Below are 18,626 nucleotides of genomic sequence, written 5' to 3'. Positions count from 1 at the left end.
ATTGTGCGCGGCCGCCGGCCGGCGGATCCGGGGTCCCGGCGGGATGCGCCGGGGCGTGCGGGGCCGCTGACCGGTTCGGCCGACTTCGAGCCTATCGCCCGTAACCGGGGATGTCGTTGCCCGACACCGCACATCGCGGCCGGTGGGGCGGCGGGGGAGGGGCGCGTGGCGAGTGGCGGGGCGCGGGGGCGTGTGCGACCCTGCTGTCACCCGGCGCCGCCGCGGAGCGCAGTGAGGGGCCGAAGGACCTGGGACTTTCGCATCCGAGGGGGCTGGTCATCGGGCTCTGCGAACAAGTACTACAGTATGTCGTTGACGGGGTTTCCGCCGATCCTGACGCTTTCGTCGGTCCGCCCGACCCCGCGTGGCGAGCAGTGTCGAAGACCCTAAGAGTTGTCGAGGTATCCGCGTGTCTGAAACCGAGCCGGTGCCCCCCGTGGGAACGCGAGCGAGCCGTCCGGCCGTGAGGACGCGGTGACCCATGGCCCTCGCTGACCCCGCGCCCCGCACCACGTCCGACGCCGCACCGGAGGCCCCCCGCAAGGCCTCCTTCGGCGAGTACGTGCGCGCCTACGTGGCGCTCTCCAAACCCCGCGTCATCGAGCTCCTGCTCATCACGACGATCCCGGTGATGTTCGTCGCCGCCGGCGGCGTCCCCCCGCTGTGGACCGCCGTGTACACGCTGCTGTTCGGCACCATGTCGGCGGCCAGCGCCAACGCGATGAACTGCTACATCGACCGCGACATCGACCGTGAGATGCGTCGCACCCGCCAGCGCCCCGGGGCGATGGCCGTGGTGACCCCGCGTGGCGCCCTCGTGTACGGCCTGGTCCTGGCGGTCGGCTCCACCGTGGGCTTCGCCCTGCTGGTGAACCTGCTGTCGGCGGCCCTGTCGGTCTTCGCGATCCTGTTCTACATCTTCGTGTACACCCTGCTGCTCAAGCGCCGCACCGCGCAGAACGTGGTGTGGGGCGGCATCGCCGGGTGCATGCCGGTCCTGATCGGCTGGTCGGCCGTCACCAACAGCCTGGACTGGGCGCCGTTCGTGCTCTTCCTGGTGGTGTTCTTCTGGACGCCGCCGCACACCTGGACGCTGGCCATGCGCTACCGGGAGGACTACGCGCAGGCCAAGGTCCCGATGCTGCCGGTGGTCGCGGGCGACCGCCGGGTGCTGCTGGAGTGCGTCCTGTACAGCTGGGCCACCGTGATCGTTTCGCTGGTCTTCTGGCCGGTGGCCGGGACCACCTGGTTCTACGGGGCCGTGGCGTCCGTGCTCGGCCTGCTGCTGGTCTTCCAGGCCCACCGCCTGCTCCAGCGCTCCCGCGCCGGGGTGAGCGGGGCCAAGCTCAAGACGATGGGCTTCTTCCACCTCTCCAACGCCTACCTGGCGCTGCTGTTCGCGGCCGTGACGGTGGACCCGCTGATCGCCGGGCTGCTGGCCTGACCGGCCGGTGAGCACCTCCGCGGCGGCGGCGCCCCTCCCGGGGCGCCGCCGCCGTCGCCTTTCCGGCGGCCTCCGGGGCTCCCCGGGCGGCGGGGGCCTCAGCGGAGCGGGCGCGCCTCGGCGAGGAAGCAGCCGAACACCACCGCGCGCACGTGGACCAGGGCCACCCCGGGGTCGGCGAACACCTCCGCCAGCAGCCCGTCGACCTCCCCGGCCCGCTCGACGGGCAGTTCCACCGTGACGCCCCCGCGGATGCGCCCACGGGCGTCGTAGGCGCGCAGCACCCGGAGGGACCCGTGCACGCCCACCGGGTAGCCGCCGCCCTCCGGCCCGCCGCACGGGTCCCCGTGGACGAAGACCGGCCCGACCTCGTCGTAGGCGCCCGGGTCCACGCCCCGCTCCAGGGCCCAGGCCCGCAGCGGCGCGTAGGAGACGAGCATGATGCGCTCCCCGGCCCGGCTGCGGCGCAGGCAGCAGCGCAACGGGGCGCCGCCCTCGGGGTCGGCGAAGATCTCCCGGACGCGGCCGGCGTCGTCGCCGACGCGCAGCCGCTCCAGGACGTCGGGCGCGATCGCCCGGATCTCGAACGACGGGGCCGTCCGGGTGGTCCGGGCCTTCGGCGGCGCGGCCACCGGGATGGTCGGGACATTCGCGTTCATCGTGGTCATGGGTGGAGCATCCCCCGTCCGCGGCCGGGGCACCGGCGGTCATCGGACATCTCATTCGGGCGGACCGCCGTCCGCGCGGGTCCCCCTGACGGCCGGACTCCTGTCACAGGAGCCCGCTATAACCTCAGGCATGTCCACGACTTCCCCACACGTCACGGAGCCGATCTGGACCGAGGGTCCCGACGGTTACTCCCTGGCCATCGAGGGCACGGCCCTCGCCTGCCGCAACGCCAAGGGCAAACGGCTCAAGACGGTCCCCAAGAAGGTGCGCGAGTCCGAGCAGGCCCAGCGCCTGTCCGACGTGCTGCTGTGGCTGGAGCGCCACGAGCGCGACTGCGCGGCCCGCGTCGAGTCCTGGCTGCTGGGCTCCCTCCCCGTCCCGTCCGCCGTGCTGTCGCGGGTATGGGCCGACCCCTCCTGGCAGGGCCTGCTCTCCGACCTGTTCGTCGCCCCCGAGGGCGGCGGCGAGGGCGGGTTCCTGCGCGGCGTCGACGACCGGGGGCGCATCGGCGTGCTCGACCTGGACGCCGAGAGCACCTGGCTGGACGCCGACCGGGTCGTCCCGCTGCACCCCGTCCTCATCGAGGACCTGGACGACGTGCGCGAGTTCGCCCTGGAACTGGGCATCACCCAGCGGCTGCCCCAGCTCACCCGCCAGATCCACCGCCTCCCCGGCACCCTCGACGCCGACGCGACCCGGGTGGACGACTACGCGGGCGGGCGGTTCGAGCAGCTCCGCCACGCCGCCGGGCTGGCCCAGCGCCACGGCTTCCCCGTCCGCGGCGGCTACGCCACCTGCCGCGTCGTCGAGGGCGGGCGGCCGGTGCAGGCCCGGTACTGGATCGGCTCCGACGCCCCCGACTGGGAGACCGAGACCGGCCCCCTGGTGTGGGTGGACGACGACGAGCGCGTCCTGAAGCTCACCGAGATCGGCCCCGTCGCCTGGTCCGAGGGCGTGCGGATGGCCGAACTCGTCCACGCCGGCCGCAAGAACACCGAGGAGGAGAAGAAGTGACCGCCCCCAGTGAAGCCCTCCTCGACGCCGCCCTGGCCCCCCTGGACGCCGCCGTCGACGGACACACCGACACCGTCTCCGCCCGGGTGTACACCCACACCGCCCTGGGCGACCGCGCGGTCGTGCGCCTGGTGCCCGACGCCCTGGCCCCCGCAGAGGACTCCGCCATGGACTTCCTCGGGTTCGCCGGCGGCGGGCACTCCGAGCCCCTGGCCCTGACCCGCCCGCGCGGCCTGGGCTACCCCGAGTGGGCGCTCATCCACGACCCCGACCGGCGGGCGCGGGCGCTGGCCCTGGTCCGCCCGATGGAGAAGGCCGCCCGGCTGGCCGGGACCCGGCCCGGGCCCGCCTCCGACGAGTTCGCGCGCATCGCCGCCGAGGTGCCCATCCCGCACCTGCCCGCCTACTGGGAGCAGGCCGGGAGGGCCTTCCTGGCCGCGGGGAACGCCCGCACCGCCGCCGTCATGTTCGGCCGGGCCCGTGAGGCCGAGCAGGTGTACAGTCTGCCCGTGGACGAGGCCACCCGGCGCGAGTCGTTCCTGGAGTTCGCGTTCGCCGGGGCCCTCACCGTCAAGGCCCTGACCGCCCACGCCGCCGAGCTGTCCGGCCGGTACACCGCCGACCGCGCCTACACCGAGTTCCGCGAGCTGGCCGTGCGCCGCACCCTGGGCGGGCTGCCGCCGTGGACCGGCCTGCTCAAGCAGATGCGCTCCCTGGCCAAGGCCGCCGGGATCGACCAGGTGGAGCAGGAGCGGGAGCTGCTGCGGGAGCTGCTGGCCGTGCCCGCCACCTCCTCCGCCCCGGAGGGGTTCTGGAAGTCCGCCCGCGCCACCCTGGCGGCCCTGGGCCGGGATGACGCCGAGGTGGCCCGCGCCCTGCTGGGCATGTTCGTCGACTCCAGCGGCTACGAGGACACCGGCTTCCACGCCTGGTGGCTGGAGCTGCTGTCCGACGCCGGCTCCGTGGACCTGCTCGCCGACCCGGCCCAGGCCGTGCCCGGCGGTGCCGCCGGATGGCTGAGCCGCATGATCTCCCACACCCGCGGCTGGCGCCGGTCGCTGCCCGCCGGGTTCCTGGACCTGACCGCGCGCATCGCCGACCGGCTGCGCGCCGACGGGATCCCCGTCGACCTCACCCGCACCGTCGGGTACTACACGGGGAACATCCCCGCCGACCTGCTCGACCTGTGCCTGGAACTGGGCGTCCCGGTCACCGCGGACACCGACCAGCGCGGCCTGGACCTGGAGACCTGGGTCGACCACCCGCGCGGCGGCCCCCGCCGCGACCTGCGCTTCCTGCGGGCGGACCCCGCCTGGGAGCCGCTGGTGGGCCGGGCCGTCGCCGCCTACAGCGGCGGGTACGCCCGGGTGCACGGCGGCCGCCGGGTGCTGGAGGACCTCCTGCCCTACGAGTACCTGCACCCCTACATCGGGAAGCGGCTGGACATCCTCACCGGAGCGCTGGGCGGCGGGCTCCTCCAGGTGAAGGAGGGCCTCCAGAGCCTGCGCAACGAGTGCGGGGGCGGGGTGTTCCGGGCCTTCCCCGAACACCTGGACCGGCTCGCCTCCCTCGACGTCGCCGACCTGCTGGCCGACACCCTCAACGCGGGGATCATCGACGAGTACGCCTGGCCCGCACTGGAGGAGGCCGCCCTCGAACTGGGCGCCCACGCGGGCGGGGGCGCCCGGCTGGCGGGGACCGCCAGCTGGCCGTACTACACGCTCACCTCGCAGGAGCGGACCATCGCGGTGGGACCACAGGGCCGTGTCGCCGAGCACACCCTGGACCTGCCCAAGGGAGCGCACGAACCCATCGCGTTCTACGTCCAGGACCGGTTCCTGGTCGCGTACTCGCAGAACCACGACCGGTACGGCTACTGGTCCGACGCCCCCGGTGAGCGGCTCTCCTTCGACTACTCGTCGGTGGTCGACAGCCACACCTCGGTGTCCCGCGGCAACGGGTGGCGCTACACCCTGCCCAGCGCCGCCCAGCTGACCGCGGACGGCGCCCGCATGAACGGCGAGCGCGCGCTGCGCGCCGGGGACCCCGACGGCCCCCGGGACCGGCACGTGCTCTCCGACGGCCGGACCTACTGGGCCGAGCGGGATCTCCGGGACGGGCTGGTCGAGGTCGACCCCGCCACCGGGGCCCAGGGGCGCGTCAGCCTGCCGTCCTTCCTGGAGGACCTGCGGCTCGGGGCCGGCGAGTGGCTGCAGACGGGGCTGTCCAGCCTGGCGCCGCTGCCCGGGCCCGTCACCGGCGGGCCGCTGGGAGAGGCCGCGGGAGCGGCCGGGTTCGCGGTGGTGCGGGGCGACGGCTCCTACCGCGTCGTCTCCACCGGCGGCGACGAGCTCACGGTCCGGTTCGCCGGGGAGGCCCGGGGCCGCCCCCCGGCGGCCATCGGCCTGTTCACCGTGCCCGGCGGCGACACCCGCATGCTGGCCTCCGACAACGGCATCGCCCTCCTGGACTCCACGGGCGGCCAGATGTGGAACTGCCACACCGGCGGGGCCTGCGAGTGCACCGCCAAGTGGGGCACGCCGCACCTGCCACCCCTGCAGTACTGGTACTTCATGGGTCCGCGCGACGCCGGGGCCTCGGCCCGCCTGCGCACCGTGCGCGGCGCCGACCTCAAGGACCTGGTCGCCGCCGCCACCGCCGAGCACGGCGCCGCCGCCGCGGCCCCGGTCCGCAGCCGGCGGGTCGTCGGGGCGAACCCCTCCCCGGCGCCGACGACCGTGTTCACCGTGGAGCAGAAGATGCCCCGCAGCCGGGAGGCGGCCCTGTCCGTCCTCTCCGGCGGCGACCGGAGCCCCGACACGGGCGTGGCCGACGGGGTCGTGGGCCTGACCGTCGCCGCCGTCCGGCTCCGCCGCGACCTGGACGGGTACCTCGAGGCGATCCGGAAGGTCCGGGAGGTCGTCCCCTCCGGTCCCGAGCCCGAAGCGCTCGTCGGCGGGCTCTGCCGGTTCCTGCCGAATCTGCGGCACGTGGGCGGCGACGTGCGCGGCCACATCGAGGCCACCTCCCGCTTCCTGCGGGGGGAGACCGGCCCCGAGGCGCTGGCCGCGCGGCCGCCCGCCGGTATCGACTGGTCCGGGCTGCCCGGGGCGATCGGGCTGCTGGCCTGGTCCGCGGCCTCACCGCTGACCGGTGAGGAGGAGCGCGCCGCCCTGGTGGACTTCCTCGCCCGGTGGGCGGGCACCGTGTTCGCCGACCCCGCCGTCGAACTCGACCTGGGGACCGCGGTCTCCGCGGACGAGCGCGACCCCGTCGCGGTGGGCGCCGACGGCGGCCGCCGGGTCGGCCTCGCCCTGGTCCCCGACCTCTCCGGCCGGCCCCGCGGCATGGAGGAGAAGCACGCCCAGTGGTTCGCCGAGGTCCGGACCGGGGACCCCCTCCCCCTGCCGGAGGGCCTGCGCGAGGTGGACCGCACCCGGACCGCCCCCGGCTGGGGCACCGCCGCGGCGATCACGGCGTTCCTGGCGGCCCTGGCCGAACACGGCCCGCTGACCTGGGACGAGGAGGCGGTCGAGGTGCTGGCCGAGCGCACCGGGCTGCCGCGGGAGGCCGCGACCCTGCTGCTGCACCAGCGCTTCAACGAGCTCGGGCTGCCCGCCGACCAGCGCAAGGCCATGGGGCTGACCGAGGCCCAGGTCTCGATCGGCGCCGAGGAACTCGCGGCGGGCGACGACCGCGACCTGTGGTGCGCGCTCTACCACGAAGCCCTGCCCGCCCCCGAGGAGACCGCCGGCCTGTGGTCCCCGGCGGGGGCGCGCGCCGCCGCCGAGCGGCTCGCGGACGCCTGGAACCGCCTCAGGGGCGCGCGCACGCCCCTGCCGCGGACCGTGCTGGACGCCCTCAACGCCCCCTGGCGCCCCGTCGGCACCACCACGGTGCGACTGCTGGCGGACCCCACCGGGCACCCCGCCCTGACCGAGGACGCGAGCAGCCACCTGGAGGTCGGGGAGAGGTACGGGCGCGTCGACGTCGCGCTCCGCCAGGAGCCCGAGCAGGCGGCGAGGCTGCACGACCTGCTCCGGGAGTTCGCCCTGCTGATCCCCTGGGCGTACGCCGAACTGCCCGCGGGCGACCCCGTCCGGGAGTCCGTCCCCGCCCTGCTCGAGGCGGTGCGCGCCCGCCTGGACGCCCCCGAACTGCTGCTGAGCGCGTTCACCACCTGGGGGGAGGACCACGACGGGCTCCTCGAACGGATCGGCGGCGAGGAGCGCCCGGTGCCCGGCAAGGCCGGGGCCTCGGCTCAGGCCCGCGACAACGGGACCGTGCTCGCCGTCCAGGCGCACTACTCGCTGCACCTGTTCTTCCGCCCGGCCCGGTTCGACGACGGGGTGGACGCCCGCACCCTGCGGGCCCTGATCAACAGCGGCGAGTACACCGTGTACGGCCACAACCAGACCGGGATCGTGGACCTGCTGCGCAGCCCCGGGTACACGGCGATCGCCGAGCGCATCGCCGCCGGCGCCCTGCCCGCGGGCGCACGCGAGTACGACCCGGCGGCCTGTGCGCCGGAGCTGCTGACCGAGGCGGCCGCGACGCTCGGGCTGTCCGACGACGCGGCCCGGCTGTACCTCCAGCTGCTCGCGGTCCTGGAACCCACCGACAAGAAGGTCCGCGCCTGCAACGGGTGGACCCCCGCCCGGCACAAGAAGGCCCAGGCCGAGCTGCTCGAACACGGCCTGGTCATGACCGCCAAGCGCGCCCGCGCCGGCCGCACGGTCTTCCTGCCCGGAGCGTGGACCGACATCAAGTCGGGGGCCGACCTGCCCTTCGAGACCTGGAAGGCGCCGCTGTACGGTCTCACCCGGGGCGAGCACGGTGTGTCGGGGCCGGTCCCCGGCCGCCACCTGCCCCCGCGCCCGGTCCCGGAGATCTTCGCCGAGGCGTGGCGGCGCACCCGTGAGGGCGACGCACCCGCCCTGTGAGCCGCGCCCCGGCCCCGGCGCGACCCGCCGGGGCCGGGGCGCCCTCCGCCCCTCCCCTCCGACCCCCGAACCGCAGACCTTTGAGGAGCCCGTGGTGCCCGAGCCCGCCACCGATGTGCAGATCGAACCCGCCGAGCGCAGCCACGCCGGCGAACTGGCCTTCCTGGCCGCCCACGACACCGGGCCGCGCCCGCCCGGGTGGGCGCTCACACCCCGCTCCGTGGTGACCTTCATCGCCGGCAGCGGCGGCGAGCGGCTGCGGCTGCCCGGACCCGTGGAGGGCCTGCCCGACGCGCTGGAGATCCCCGCCAAGTTCGTCGGCGACCGCTCCCTGGTCGAACGCTGCGTCGTCACCCTGGCCGGAGAGCGCGGGCTGCTCCTGGTCGGCGAACCCGGCACCGCCAAGTCCATGCTGTCGGAACTGCTGGCCGCCGCGGTCTGCGGCACCGGCGCGCTCACCGTGCAGGGCACCGCGGGCACCAGCGAGGAGCACCTGCGCTACGGCTGGAACTACGCGCTGCTGCTCGCCAAGGGCCCCGTCCCCGAGGCGCTGGCCCCCTCCCCGGTGCTCACCGCGATGCGCACCGGCCGCGTCGCCCGGGTCGAGGAGGTCACCCGCTGCCTGCCCGAGGTGCAGGACGCCCTGGTGTCGATCCTGTCCGACCGGCGCATGGCGGTCCCCGAACTGGGCGACGAGGGCACCTTCCACGCCCGGCCCGGGTTCAACGTCATCGCCACCGCCAACCTGCGCGACCGCGGGGTGTCGGAGATGAGCGCCGCCCTCAAACGCCGGTTCAACTTCGAGGTGGTGCCCCCCATCGCGGACCCCGCCGCCGAGGTGGCGCTGGTGCGCGACCGGGCCGGGGCCGCCCTGGCCCGCCACGGGCACTCGCTGCCCGTGGACGACGCCGTGCTGGAGGCGCTGGTCACCGCGTTCCGCGACCTGCGCTCGGGCACCTCGGCGGAGGGGTGGCCCGTGGAGCGGCCCACCACCGTGATGAGCACGGCGGAGGCGGTCGGCGTCACCACCTCCCTCGGGCTGCAGAGCGCCTACCTGGGCGTGACCGACCCGCTGTCGCTGCTGCCCGGCTACCTGCTGGGCGCCGTCCGCAAGGACGACCCGGAGGACCAGGGGCGGCTGCTCGCCTACTGGGACTCCACCATCCGCCACCGCGCGGAGAACGGCGCCCGCATGTGGCGCCGCCTGTACGAACTGCGCCACGTGCTGGGGGAGTGAGTTGACCACCTCCGCCGAGGCGCCCGGGGTCGTGCTGGAGGCGCTGGCCGGGTGCGCCGACCCCTTCCTGGTGGGAGTGCGCCACCACTCGCCGGTGCTGGCCGCGGCGGTGCCCGCGCTGCTGGACGCCGCCGACCCCGACGCGCTGTTCGTCGAGCTGCCCTGGGAGGCCGGGCCGTGGCTGGAGTGGCTCGCCCACCCGGACACCGAGGCGCCCGTCGCCCTGGTGTTCGGCGCCGCCGACGGGGGCGGGCACGCCTTCTACCCGTTCGCGGACTTCTCCCCGGAGCTGGCCGCCCTGCGCTGGGCCCGTGACCGCGGCGTCCCGGTCCACGCCGTCGACCTGCCGGTCGCGGTGCCCGTCCCCGGGGAGGGGCCGGGCGCCGACACCGGGCTGTCGGGGGCGCTGCTGCGCGCCGCCGGGGTCGACGACGGCGAGGAACTGTGGGACCGCCTGGTGGAGTCCCGCTCCTACGGCGCCGACCCCGAGCGGGTCCGCCGGGCCGCGCTGGCCCTGGGCTGGGCCCACCGGGCCGCCGACCCCGGCGGCCCGGGCCCGCGCGACCGCGCCCGCGAGGCGTGGATGCGCCGCCGCATCGCGGAGGTGGGCGCCGCCCGCCCGGCCGCCGTCGTGGGCTCCTACCACGCCGCCGCCCTCCTGCCCGACCCCGCCCGGGACGCCCTGCGCCGCCTCCTCGCCGCCGGCTCCGCGGACCCCGGCGCCCCCTCCCCGTCCCCGGCGGCCGTGACGTCGGCCTCGCTGGCGGTGCCGGAGAGCCCCGTCGGGCTGCCCGACTCCGGAGAGGTGCCCCTCCCCGCGCCCGGGGAGCAGACCGGCGGTGTCGTCAGCGCCCTCATCCCCTACACCTTCGCCCTCCTGGACTCCCGGTCCGGCTACCCCGCCGGCATCCGCGACCCCGAGTGGCAGCAGGACGTGTACGCGGCGGGCGGCGCGCCCCGGCGGGTGGAGGAGGCCGCGATCCGCCGCCTGGCGGGGATCGGCGCCCGGCTGCGCACCGCCGGCCACGTGTGCGGCGTCCCCGACACCACGGCCGCCTACCGCCTGGCGCGCGACCTCGCGGCTCTGCGCGGCCTGCCCGCGCCGGGCCGCCGCGAGCTGATCGAGGCGCTCACCACCGCGCTGGCCCAGGGCGAGCCGCTGGGGCGCGCCCGCGCCCTGGCCCGCGCCGCCCGCGGCGAGCTCATCGGCCTCCGCCGCGGCCGAGCGGCCCCGGACGCCCCCGCCTCCGGGCTCGGCGTGCACGTCGCCGCCCTGGTCGCCCGGCTGCGCCTGCCCGGCCCCGCCGACGACCGGCGCGAGCTGCGCCTGGACCCCGAGCGCTCCCCGCTGGACCGCGAGCGGCACATCGCCCTACAGCGCGCGTCCGCCGCGGGCGTCGCCTACGCCGACCCGGTGCAGGGCGCCGGCCCCACCACCGACGGCGAGACCCTGGGCCGCACGTGGGAGGCCCGCTGGACCCCCTCCACCGAGGCCACGCTGGAACTGGCCGCCTGCTACGGCACCACCCTGGAGCAGGCCGCCCGCGGCCGCATCGCCGCCCGGCTGCGCGAACACGAGGGCGACCTCACCCCCGGGCTCGCCGGGGACCTGCTCACCCGGGCCGCCGAGTGCGCCCTGCCCGACCTGGTCACCGAACTGGGCGCCCGGATCCTCGACGAGGTGCTGCCCCGGGCCGGCCTGACCGACGCCGTCGCCCTGCACGACCGCGTCCAGCGGATCGCCGCCGGACGCGTCCCCGGCCTGCCCGAGGCCCCCGAGTCCCTGGTGCGGCTGGGCTCGCGGCTGGCCGAGGCCGCCATCGCCTCCGTGCCGGGGATGGCGGGGGCCACCGGCAGGGACGACGCCGTGTCCCTGCTGCGGGTGGTGCGGATGGTCCAGGACCAGGCCGCCCTGCCCGGCGCGGTCGGCCCCCACCGGCTGCTGTGGCAGCTGCGGACGCTGCTCGCCGAGGGCGGTCCGCTGGCCCAGGGCGCGGCCTCGGCCGCCCTGCTCCTGCTCGAGGCCGCCGGGCCCGGGGAGACCGCCGCCCGCCTGGCCGGGTGGGCCGACGACGCCTCCGACGGCACGGCCCTGGCCCGCCGGCTCACCGGCGCCCTGGTGGTGGCCGCCCCGGTGCTGGAGGCCGACCCCGCGCTGCTGGACACCCTCACCGAACGCGTGGAGGGCTGGGACGACGCGGGCTTCCTCGCCCGCCTGCCCGCGCTGCGCGAGGGGTTCGACGCCCTGTCCACCGCGGCCCGCGGCCGTTTCCTGGACGCGGTCACCGAACGCCTGGGCGAGGTGGACACCGACCTTTCCGTGCCCGCGGCCCTGGCCGCCGCCCTGACCGACGCGGACGGTGTCGCCCGCGCCGCCGTAGGCGCCCTCCTCCCGGCCCTCCTCCCCGGCCTCGCCGCCGCGGAGCCCCCCGCCGCCGCGGCGGCCCCGGACCCCCGCCCGCGGGCGGGGACCGGTTCCGGACCGGGCGCCCCGGCCGCGGGGGCGGACGGAGCCCCCGCGGCCGGAACGGCCCCCGGGCCCCGCGCCATCGGCGCCGCCGACCGCTGGCGGCTCGTGCTCGGCCGCGAACCGCACGGCGGGGGCGCCCCCGCGCGGCGGGCGGCCCGCGCCCTGGACGAGCTCTACGGCCACGGCCACGGCGAGGGGTCCCAGGACCCCACCGGCGGCCGCGGCCGCTCCGTGCCCGCCGCCCGGGAGTGGTCCGACGAACTGGAGGCCCTCTTCGGGGCCACCGTGCGCGAGGAGGTCCTGGGCCGGGCGGCCGAACGCGGCCGCACCGACGTCCTCGACCACCTGGACCCCGACACCGTCACCCCCTCGGTCGACCTCCTCGAACAGGTCCTCTCCCTGGCCGGGGCCCTGCCCGAGGCACGCCTGGCCCGGCTGCGCCCCCTGGTCGAACGCATCACCGGCCGGCTCACCGCCGAGCTCGCCCGCCGCCTGCGCCCCGCCCTGACCGGCCTGTCCGTGCCCCGGCCCACCCGCCGCCGGGGCGGCCGCCTGGACCTGGGCCGCACCGTCCGCGCCAACCTGCACACCGTCCGCCCCGGACCGGACGGGCCGCTGCTGCTCCCCGAACGGCCGGTGTTCGCCACCCGGGCCCGGCGCAGCGCCGACTGGCACGTGCACATCGTCGTGGACGTCTCCGGGTCCATGGAGCGCTCGACGATCCACGCCGCCCTGGTCGCCGCGATCCTGCACGGCCTGCCCGCGCTGAGCGTCTCCCTGACCGCGTTCTCCACCGAGGTCATCGACCTCACCGACCGGGTCCACGACCCCCTGGCCCTGCTGCTGGAGGTCTCGGTGGGCGGCGGCACCGACATCGGCGCGGCCCTGGCGCACACCCGCTCCGCGGTGCGCGTTCCCGGCCGCACCATCGTCGCCCTCATCACCGACTTCGAGGAGGGCGGGAGCCTCGGCCGCACCCTGGGCGAGGTCCGGGCCCTGGCCTCCAGCGGGGTCCACCTGCTGGGCCTGGCCGCCCTCGACCACGGCGGCGCGCCCGTGTACAACCGCGCGATCGCCTCCTCCTTCGCCGACGCCGGGATGCCGGTGGCGGCGCTGGGCCCGGAGGAGCTGGCGGCGTGGATCGGTGAGAAGGTGCGCGGTTGACCACCCTGGAAGGACCCACGATGACCGACCGGCCCCGGATCGCCCCCGAACTGCTCGCCGCCCTGGTGGAGGCGGCGCCCGCACGGGTGCGCCGCAAGCTCGACGCCGCGCCCCGCGCCGCAGGGGAGTGGACCTGGACCCGCGGGGACGGGACGTGGACCGTCGCCGCGGGCGGCGAGACCGTCACCCTCACCGGCGCCGACCTCACCGACCCCGGCCAGGCCGTGTGCACCTGCCTGCTCTCCCCGCGCTGCCTGCACCTGCTGTCGGCGGTGTCCCTGCTCGACACCACGGCCGACGACGGACCCGCCGACCCACCGGACGCCTCCGACGGGGAGCCCTCCGGGCCGTCCGCCGGCCACGACCCCCTGGCCGAACCCGTCGAGCCGGACGCCGCCGCCCGCGCCGCCGCCCGCGCGGCCTGGGACGCCGCGGCCCGCGCCCTGGCCCGCGGGGTGCGCGCCACCGGGGCCTCCGGCCGCGCCGAACTGCTGCGCGCCTCCGCCCTGGCGCGCGCCGCCCGCCTGCCCCGCCTGTCCGCCTCCTGCGTCGCCGTGGCGGCCGGACCGCGCGACCACCCCACCCCCGACTTCGACCTGTCCGCCTACACCGCCTCCCTCGCGGCACTGCTCGACCTGGCCTGGCGGCTGGGCGGGGGGCCCGAGGGGGAGCGGCCGGCCCCCACCCGGGCCGACGTCGGGGTCGGCCGGCGCGCCTACACGGAGATCGGGTCGCTGCGCCTGTACGGCCTGGGCTGCGAGCGCGTCGTCACGGCCTCGGGGTACGCGGGCGTGGTCACCCACCTGGTGTCGGTCGCCGACGGAGCGCCCCGGACGTGGAGCGTCTCCGACATCGCGCCCGGAGGCCCCGAACGGGCGGCCGCCGCGCACGGCGCCCGGGTCTCCTTCGGCGGGACCGCGCTGAGCCACCGGGACCTGGGGCGGGCCGCCCTCGTCGCGCAGCGCGTGGGCGCCAGCGCCGACGGCCGGCTCAGCGGGATGTCGGCCACCACGGCCGCCACCGCCGACGCCCCGCCCTGGGACGAGGGGCCCCTCGCGGCACTGTGGGAGCGCCCGGCGGCCGAGCAGATCGCGGACGCGCTGGCGGCCCTGGCCGCGCCCACCCGCCGCAGCGGCGCCGACCTGGTCTTCACCGAGTTCACCGTGGTCGGGCCGCACCCGGAGGGCGCCGAGGCGACCGCGGGCGGCCGCACCCTCGTCCTGGCCGCCGACGGGGCCCGGGACCCGCTGCGCGCCCGCAACCTGGCCAGGCTCGCCCGGCAGCCGGGAACGGTGCTGCGGGTCATGGCCCGCCCGGTCCTGGAACGCCCGGGCCGCCTGGTGCCGATCACCGCCGACGGCCTGCCGGACCTGCCGCGGGCCCGCCGCGGCCGTGCCGACCTGTCGCTGGACACCCTGCGCTGGGCGGACCCGGAGCCGGCCCCGGACACGGTCCCGGCCGCGCCGGCGCCCCCGCCGCCGACCGCCTCCGACCCGGGGACGGCGGTGCTGGCCCGCGTGCTGAGCCGCCTGGCCGAGGCCGGCCGGGAGGCCGTCCCCGCCGACCCCGGGACGCGGCTGCGCGAGCGCCACCTGCGGACCGGCGCCGACCTGCTCACCGCGCTGGCGGCGGCCGCGCGCGAACGGGTGCGCACGGCGACGGGGGAGTCGGCGGCCCCGCCCCCGGACCGGCTCGCGCTGGCCTGGCTGGCCGCCTCGACCTACCTCACCGCGGTCCGCCACCGCCTGCACACCCTCGCCTGGGACCTGTGACCGGTGCCCGGCCCGGCGGCGCCACCGCCGGGCCGCGGGGGCGGTCGCAGGTCCGCGCCGGGGTCAGGGGCGGCGCCAGGCCAGCGCGGCGGCCCAGACGGCGGTGCCGGTCAGGACCAGCGCCAGGGGCACGTGCACCTGGAGGGGGCCGTAGGTGCCCAGCGCCGCCTGGGGGAAGCCCAACAGCAGCGCCAGCCCGCTGACCAGCGCCAGCGTCCGGGGGACCCCGCCGCCCCGGCCCGCCGAGTTCCAGTACCAGAGCGCCGCCGCCAGCTGGAGCACCGCCATCGTGTGCACCCCGAACGCCCCGTAGTAGTGCAGCGGCAGGGCGGCCGCGTTGAACGTCACCAGCTGGCCCGCCGTCGCCCCCTCCCACAGGATCGCGGCCAGGTGGGCCAGGGCGGCGACGCGCACCGCCCACAGCGGTGCCGGTGTCGCGGTGGTCGTGGTGGTCCTGTCCATGGCGGGCCTCTTCGTCTGTGCTCGGTACGGCCGACCCGCCCATTGTCCCCCCGCAGGGCCCCGCTTCCCCGCCCGGAGACGACACGGACGCCACACGTCCCCGGCCGGGTCCGGCCGCTTCCCGGGCCGCGAATCCCGCTACGATCGGTGCCCATGTCCCGTCTCGACAGCAAGGCCGTGCTCCAGGGCCGCCGCTCCCGCCATTCGATCACCCTGATCCTGGGGATCACCGTCAGCCTCGTCTGCATGGCGGGCATGCTCGTCTACCTGTGGCTCCTGGCCCTGGCGGGCGGCGCGGCCGCGGGCATCGACGGCGCCACCGGGTTCGTCGTCGCGCTCGTCGCCGCGGTCATCCCGGCCGGCATCCTGGTCCCGCTCATCCTCATGCTCGACCGCCTGGAGCCCGAGCCCGGCTGGGTGCTCTTCTTCGCGTTCGTCTGGGGCGCGGGCGTGGCCGTGGTGGCGGCCCTGCTGCTCAACACCTGGGGGTTCGCGGCGATCACCGTCCCGCTGTTCGGCCAGGAGGTGGGCGACTTCCTGGGCACCTCGGCGGTGGCCCCCCTGGTCGAGGAGAGCGCCAAGGGCGTGGTGCTGCTGATCCTGCTGTGGCGGCGCCGCAACGAGATCGACACGTTCACCGACGGCGTCGTCTACGCGGGCATGGTGGCGACCGGGTTCGCCTTCACCGAGAACATCCTGTACTTCCTCAGCGCCTTCTTCGACGGGACCCTGGTCGCCACGTTCGCGATCCGCGGCATCGTCGCCCCGTTCGGGCACCCGCTCTACACCGCGATGATCGGCATCGGCGTCGCCTACGCGGCCATGCGGCCGGGCTTCCTGCGCCTGCTCGCGCCGGTCGTGGGCTGGGTGTTCGCGGTCCTGCTGCACGGCATGTGGAACGCCTCCACCTACTTCGGCTGGACCGGGCTGGGCCTGGCCTACCTCGTGCTGTTCGCCGTGCTGGTGGGGGTCCTGGCGCTGGCCGCCCACGACCGCCGCGGCCAGGTCCAGGCGATCGCCCACTACCTGCCGCCCTACATCCCCACCGGGCTGGTCACCCCGGCCGACATCTCCATGCTCAGCACCCTCAAGGGGCGCCGCCAGGCCCGCGAGTGGGCGGCGCGCAACGCGGGGGCCAAGGGCCGCGAGGCGATGCGCGAGTACCAGCTCGCGGCGACGGAGCTGGCGCTGCTGCACAAGAAGCTGGACGCGGGGCTGCGCCGGGAGGACTGGAAGGTGCGCCGGGACGCGTTCCTGGCCCTCATGCACGTGTCCCGGGACGCGTTCCTGGGCCGCCTTCCCCAGCCGGTGGCGCCGGGCTGGGCGGAGCGGCCCACGGACTCGGGCTTCCTACGCCGCGCGGACTTCGCCCACGTCATCGCCCAGGCGCGGGCTCAGCAGGAGTACTCTCCCCGGCACGGTCGGTGAGGGCGTCCGCCCCGTCCGCCGGGGTCAGGCGGGTGGTGGCGAAGTACAGCCGGGAGATCGCGATCCAGGTCAGCGCCGAGCCCAGCACGTGCAGGACGACCAGGCCCTCGGGCAGGGCCAGCGCGTACTGGACGTAGCCCACGACCCCCTGGCCGACCACCACGGCGATCAGCAGCAGGGAGGCGGTCCTCGCGGGGCGGCCCGCCCCGGTGCGGAACGCCAGCACGGCGGCCAGGACGGCGCAGGCCAGGGTGAGCCAGGCCAGCGCCGAGTGGAGCTTGGTGACGGCCTCCAGCGCGAAGCCCCAGCGCGGCGCGGCGGCGTCGCCGCCGTGCGGGCCGGTGCCGGTGACCACGGTCCCGGCGATCAGCAGCAGGAAGCCGATGACGACCAGGCCGATGCTCAGGGTGTGCAGTATCGGGTTCACGCAGACACGCGGCGTGCCCTCGGGCTCGCGGGAGCGCACGTACAGCGCCACTGTGATGAAGACCATCACCATGGACAGCAGGAAGTGCGCGCCCACGGACGCGGGGTGCAGGTCGGTCCACACGGTGATGCCGCCGACCACGCCCTGGCCCAGGACGCCGAAGGGGACGATCGCGGCCAGGCGCACCAGGTCGCGGCGGCGCTGCGGGGCCCGCAGGAACGCCACGAACGTGATGACGGCCACCGCCAGCACGACGAAGGTCAGCGTCCGGTTGCCGAACTCGATGGCGGCGTTGAGCGCGGCGTGCCCGGTGTCGATCGGCACGAAGCTGTCGGGCGTGCACTTGGGCCACTCCGAGCAGCCCAGCCCCGAGGAGGTCACGCGCACGGTCGCGCCGGTGACGGCGATGCCCGCGTTGGCGGCGATGTTGCCCAGCGACCACAGGCGCAGGGACTTCGCGGTGGGCTCCCAGATGCTGCGGGCCAGCAGGACCAGGGCCAGCACGCCGGCGGCCGCGACGGCGATCTGCCATCCCCACAGGGGGACGCCGAGCAGGGCGATGTCCTCCGCCGCGAGCGGGGCGGGGGTGATCACGGCGGACGCCGCGGAAGCCGGGGAATCAGACATACGACAGAGCGTAGTACACGGCTCCGGGAGTCGTGACGCGCCCCCGCCGACGTGCGCGACCTGCGCCTACGGCGACTGCTCGGAGGTTCCGGAGGAGGCGGAGGTGCGGGTGGAGCCCGCGCTGGCGAGGATGACGCAGCCCACCGCCAGCCACTGCCAGACGGTGAGCATCTCGCCCAGCAGGACCAGGCCGACCAGGGCGGCGGCGGCCGGCTGCAGGCTCATCAGCACGCCGAACACCCGCGGCGGCATCCGGCGCAGGGCGTTGAGCTCCAGGGTGTAGGGGACCACCGACGAGAGCACGCCCACCGCCAGGCCGAACAGCAGCACCCGCCAGTCCAGCAGCGCGGCCCCGCCCTGGGCGATGCCCGCCGGGGCCATCAGCAGCGCGCCCACCACGCCGGCGATCGCCAGCCCCGACGCCCCGTCGAACCGCCGGCCGGTGGCGGCGCTGAGCAGGATGTACCCGGCCCACGACACCGCGGCCAGCACCGCGAACAGGATGCCGAGCGGGTCGAGGGAACCCGACTCCAGGCCCAGGGCCGCCACGCCCAGCCCGGCCAGGCCCGCCCACAGCAGGTCGACGCGGCGGCGCGAGCCCAGGACCGCGATGGCCAGCGGGCCCAGGTACTCGATGGTCACCGCGATGCCCAGGGGGATGCGCGCGAACGCCTGGTAGATGAAGAAGTTCATCGTGGCCAGCGCAACGCCGTAGCCGACCACCACCAGCCAGTCGCCGCGCGTGTACGCCTTCCAGGCGGGGCGCACCACCAGGCCGAGCAGCACGGCGGCGGTCAGCAGCCGCAGCCAGACCACGGCGGCGGGCGGCAGCACCTCGAACAGGTTCTTGGCCACCCCGGCGCCGGTCTGCACCGAGACGATGCCGATGAGCACCAGCCACACGGGCGGCACCGCATCCGCCGCGGTGCGCAGGGAGAACGGTGCCTTCGGTGTGGTCGGGGTGCCCAT

The 18,626-nt window shown here is 76.5% G+C and carries 11 protein-coding genes; 7 read left to right on the top strand and 4 right to left on the bottom strand.

Translation table 11 applies throughout. The features are described from left to right. The first annotated feature begins 481 nt into the window (after positions 1–481). Positions 482–1,444, top strand: a complete 963-nt coding sequence (locus tag ABZ249_RS27550) for a heme o synthase (RefSeq protein WP_355268640.1) — start codon at positions 482–484, stop codon at positions 1,442–1,444. Between the two features lie 98 nt (positions 1,445–1,542). Here ABZ249_RS27550 and ABZ249_RS27545 read toward each other — a convergent pair whose 3' ends face one another. Then, positions 1,543–2,112, bottom strand: a complete 570-nt coding sequence (locus ABZ249_RS27545) for a DUF1203 domain-containing protein (RefSeq protein ID WP_355268638.1) — start codon at positions 2,110–2,112, stop codon at positions 1,543–1,545. A gap of 130 nt (positions 2,113–2,242) precedes the next feature. Here ABZ249_RS27545 and ABZ249_RS27540 point away from each other — a divergent pair, with 130 nt between their 5' ends. The 5 genes from ABZ249_RS27540 to ABZ249_RS27520 all read left to right on the top strand — a co-directional run bounded on the left by ABZ249_RS27540 (position 2,243) and on the right by ABZ249_RS27520 (position 14,713). Further along, complete coding sequence (locus tag ABZ249_RS27540; RefSeq protein ID WP_355268636.1) at positions 2,243–3,127, top strand: DUF4132 domain-containing protein; 885 nt, start codon at positions 2,243–2,245, stop codon at positions 3,125–3,127. Next, positions 3,124–8,070 (top strand): hypothetical protein, encoded by a 4,947-nt coding sequence (locus ABZ249_RS27535; protein WP_355268634.1) that lies wholly within the window; start codon positions 3,124–3,126, stop codon positions 8,068–8,070. Before ABZ249_RS27540 ends, ABZ249_RS27535 begins: the two co-directional genes overlap by 4 nt. A 94-nt stretch (positions 8,071–8,164) precedes the next feature. After that, on the top strand, positions 8,165–9,307 hold the full coding sequence (locus tag ABZ249_RS27530; protein ID WP_355268632.1) for an AAA family ATPase: 1,143 nt from the start codon (positions 8,165–8,167) through the stop codon (positions 9,305–9,307). A gap of 1 nt (position 9,308) precedes the next feature. Further along, on the top strand, positions 9,309–12,941 hold the full coding sequence (locus ABZ249_RS27525; RefSeq protein WP_355268630.1) for a DUF5682 family protein: 3,633 nt from the start codon (positions 9,309–9,311) through the stop codon (positions 12,939–12,941). Next, positions 12,938–14,713 (top strand): hypothetical protein, encoded by a 1,776-nt coding sequence (locus tag ABZ249_RS27520; RefSeq protein WP_355268628.1) that lies wholly within the window; start codon positions 12,938–12,940, stop codon positions 14,711–14,713. The genes ABZ249_RS27525 and ABZ249_RS27520 overlap by 4 nt, the downstream gene beginning before the upstream one ends. 63 nt (positions 14,714–14,776) lie before the next feature. Here the strand turns inward: ABZ249_RS27520 and ABZ249_RS27515 are convergent, their stop codons facing one another. Next, entirely contained in the window at positions 14,777–15,175 is a 399-nt protein-coding gene (locus tag ABZ249_RS27515; RefSeq protein WP_355268626.1) for a hypothetical protein, read from the bottom strand. Positions 15,176–15,328: 153 nt separating this feature from the next. Here ABZ249_RS27515 and ABZ249_RS27510 point away from each other — a divergent pair, with 153 nt between their 5' ends. Continuing rightward, the gene (locus ABZ249_RS27510; RefSeq protein ID WP_355268624.1) at positions 15,329–16,603 is read left to right on the top strand and encodes a PrsW family intramembrane metalloprotease; all 1,275 of its coding nucleotides are present in this window, start codon (positions 15,329–15,331) and stop codon (positions 16,601–16,603) included. Here the strand turns inward: ABZ249_RS27510 and ABZ249_RS27505 are convergent. Beyond that, complete coding sequence (locus ABZ249_RS27505; RefSeq protein WP_355268622.1) at positions 16,551–17,657, bottom strand: COX15/CtaA family protein; 1,107 nt, start codon at positions 17,655–17,657, stop codon at positions 16,551–16,553. The genes ABZ249_RS27510 and ABZ249_RS27505 overlap by 53 nt on opposite strands. Positions 17,658–17,723: 66 nt before the next feature. Then, the gene (locus ABZ249_RS27500) at positions 17,724–18,626 is read right to left on the bottom strand and encodes an EamA family transporter (protein WP_355268670.1); all 903 of its coding nucleotides are present in this window, start codon (positions 18,624–18,626) and stop codon (positions 17,724–17,726) included.

Origin of the sequence: Nocardiopsis sp. NPDC006139 (assembly GCF_040614155.1) — a bacterium.
In the GTDB taxonomy this organism is placed as follows: Bacteria; Actinomycetota; Actinomycetes; order Streptosporangiales; family Streptosporangiaceae; genus Nocardiopsis; species Nocardiopsis changdeensis.
The sequence above is the reverse complement of the archived record's forward strand: the minus strand, read 5'-3'. Positions and strand labels throughout refer to the sequence as shown.

Bases quoted from the DNA above. Each gene is read 5' to 3' on its own strand.
- ABZ249_RS27550 (WP_355268640.1), top strand. From the start codon at position 482: ATGGCCCTCGCTGACCCCGCGCCCCGCACCACGTCCGACGCCGCACCG.
- ABZ249_RS27545 (WP_355268638.1), bottom strand. From the start codon at position 2,112: ATGACCACGATGAACGCGAATGTCCCGACCATCCCGGTGGCCGCGCCG.
- ABZ249_RS27540 (WP_355268636.1), top strand. From the start codon at position 2,243: ATGTCCACGACTTCCCCACACGTCACGGAGCCGATCTGGACCGAGGGT.
- ABZ249_RS27515 (WP_355268626.1), bottom strand. From the start codon at position 15,175: ATGGACAGGACCACCACGACCACCGCGACACCGGCACCGCTGTGGGCG.
- ABZ249_RS27510 (WP_355268624.1), top strand. From the start codon at position 15,329: ATGTCCCGTCTCGACAGCAAGGCCGTGCTCCAGGGCCGCCGCTCCCGC.
- ABZ249_RS27505 (WP_355268622.1), bottom strand. From the start codon at position 17,657: ATGTCTGATTCCCCGGCTTCCGCGGCGTCCGCCGTGATCACCCCCGCC.
- ABZ249_RS27500 (WP_355268670.1), bottom strand. From the start codon at position 18,626: ATGGGCACCCCGACCACACCGAAGGCACCGTTCTCCCTGCGCACCGCG.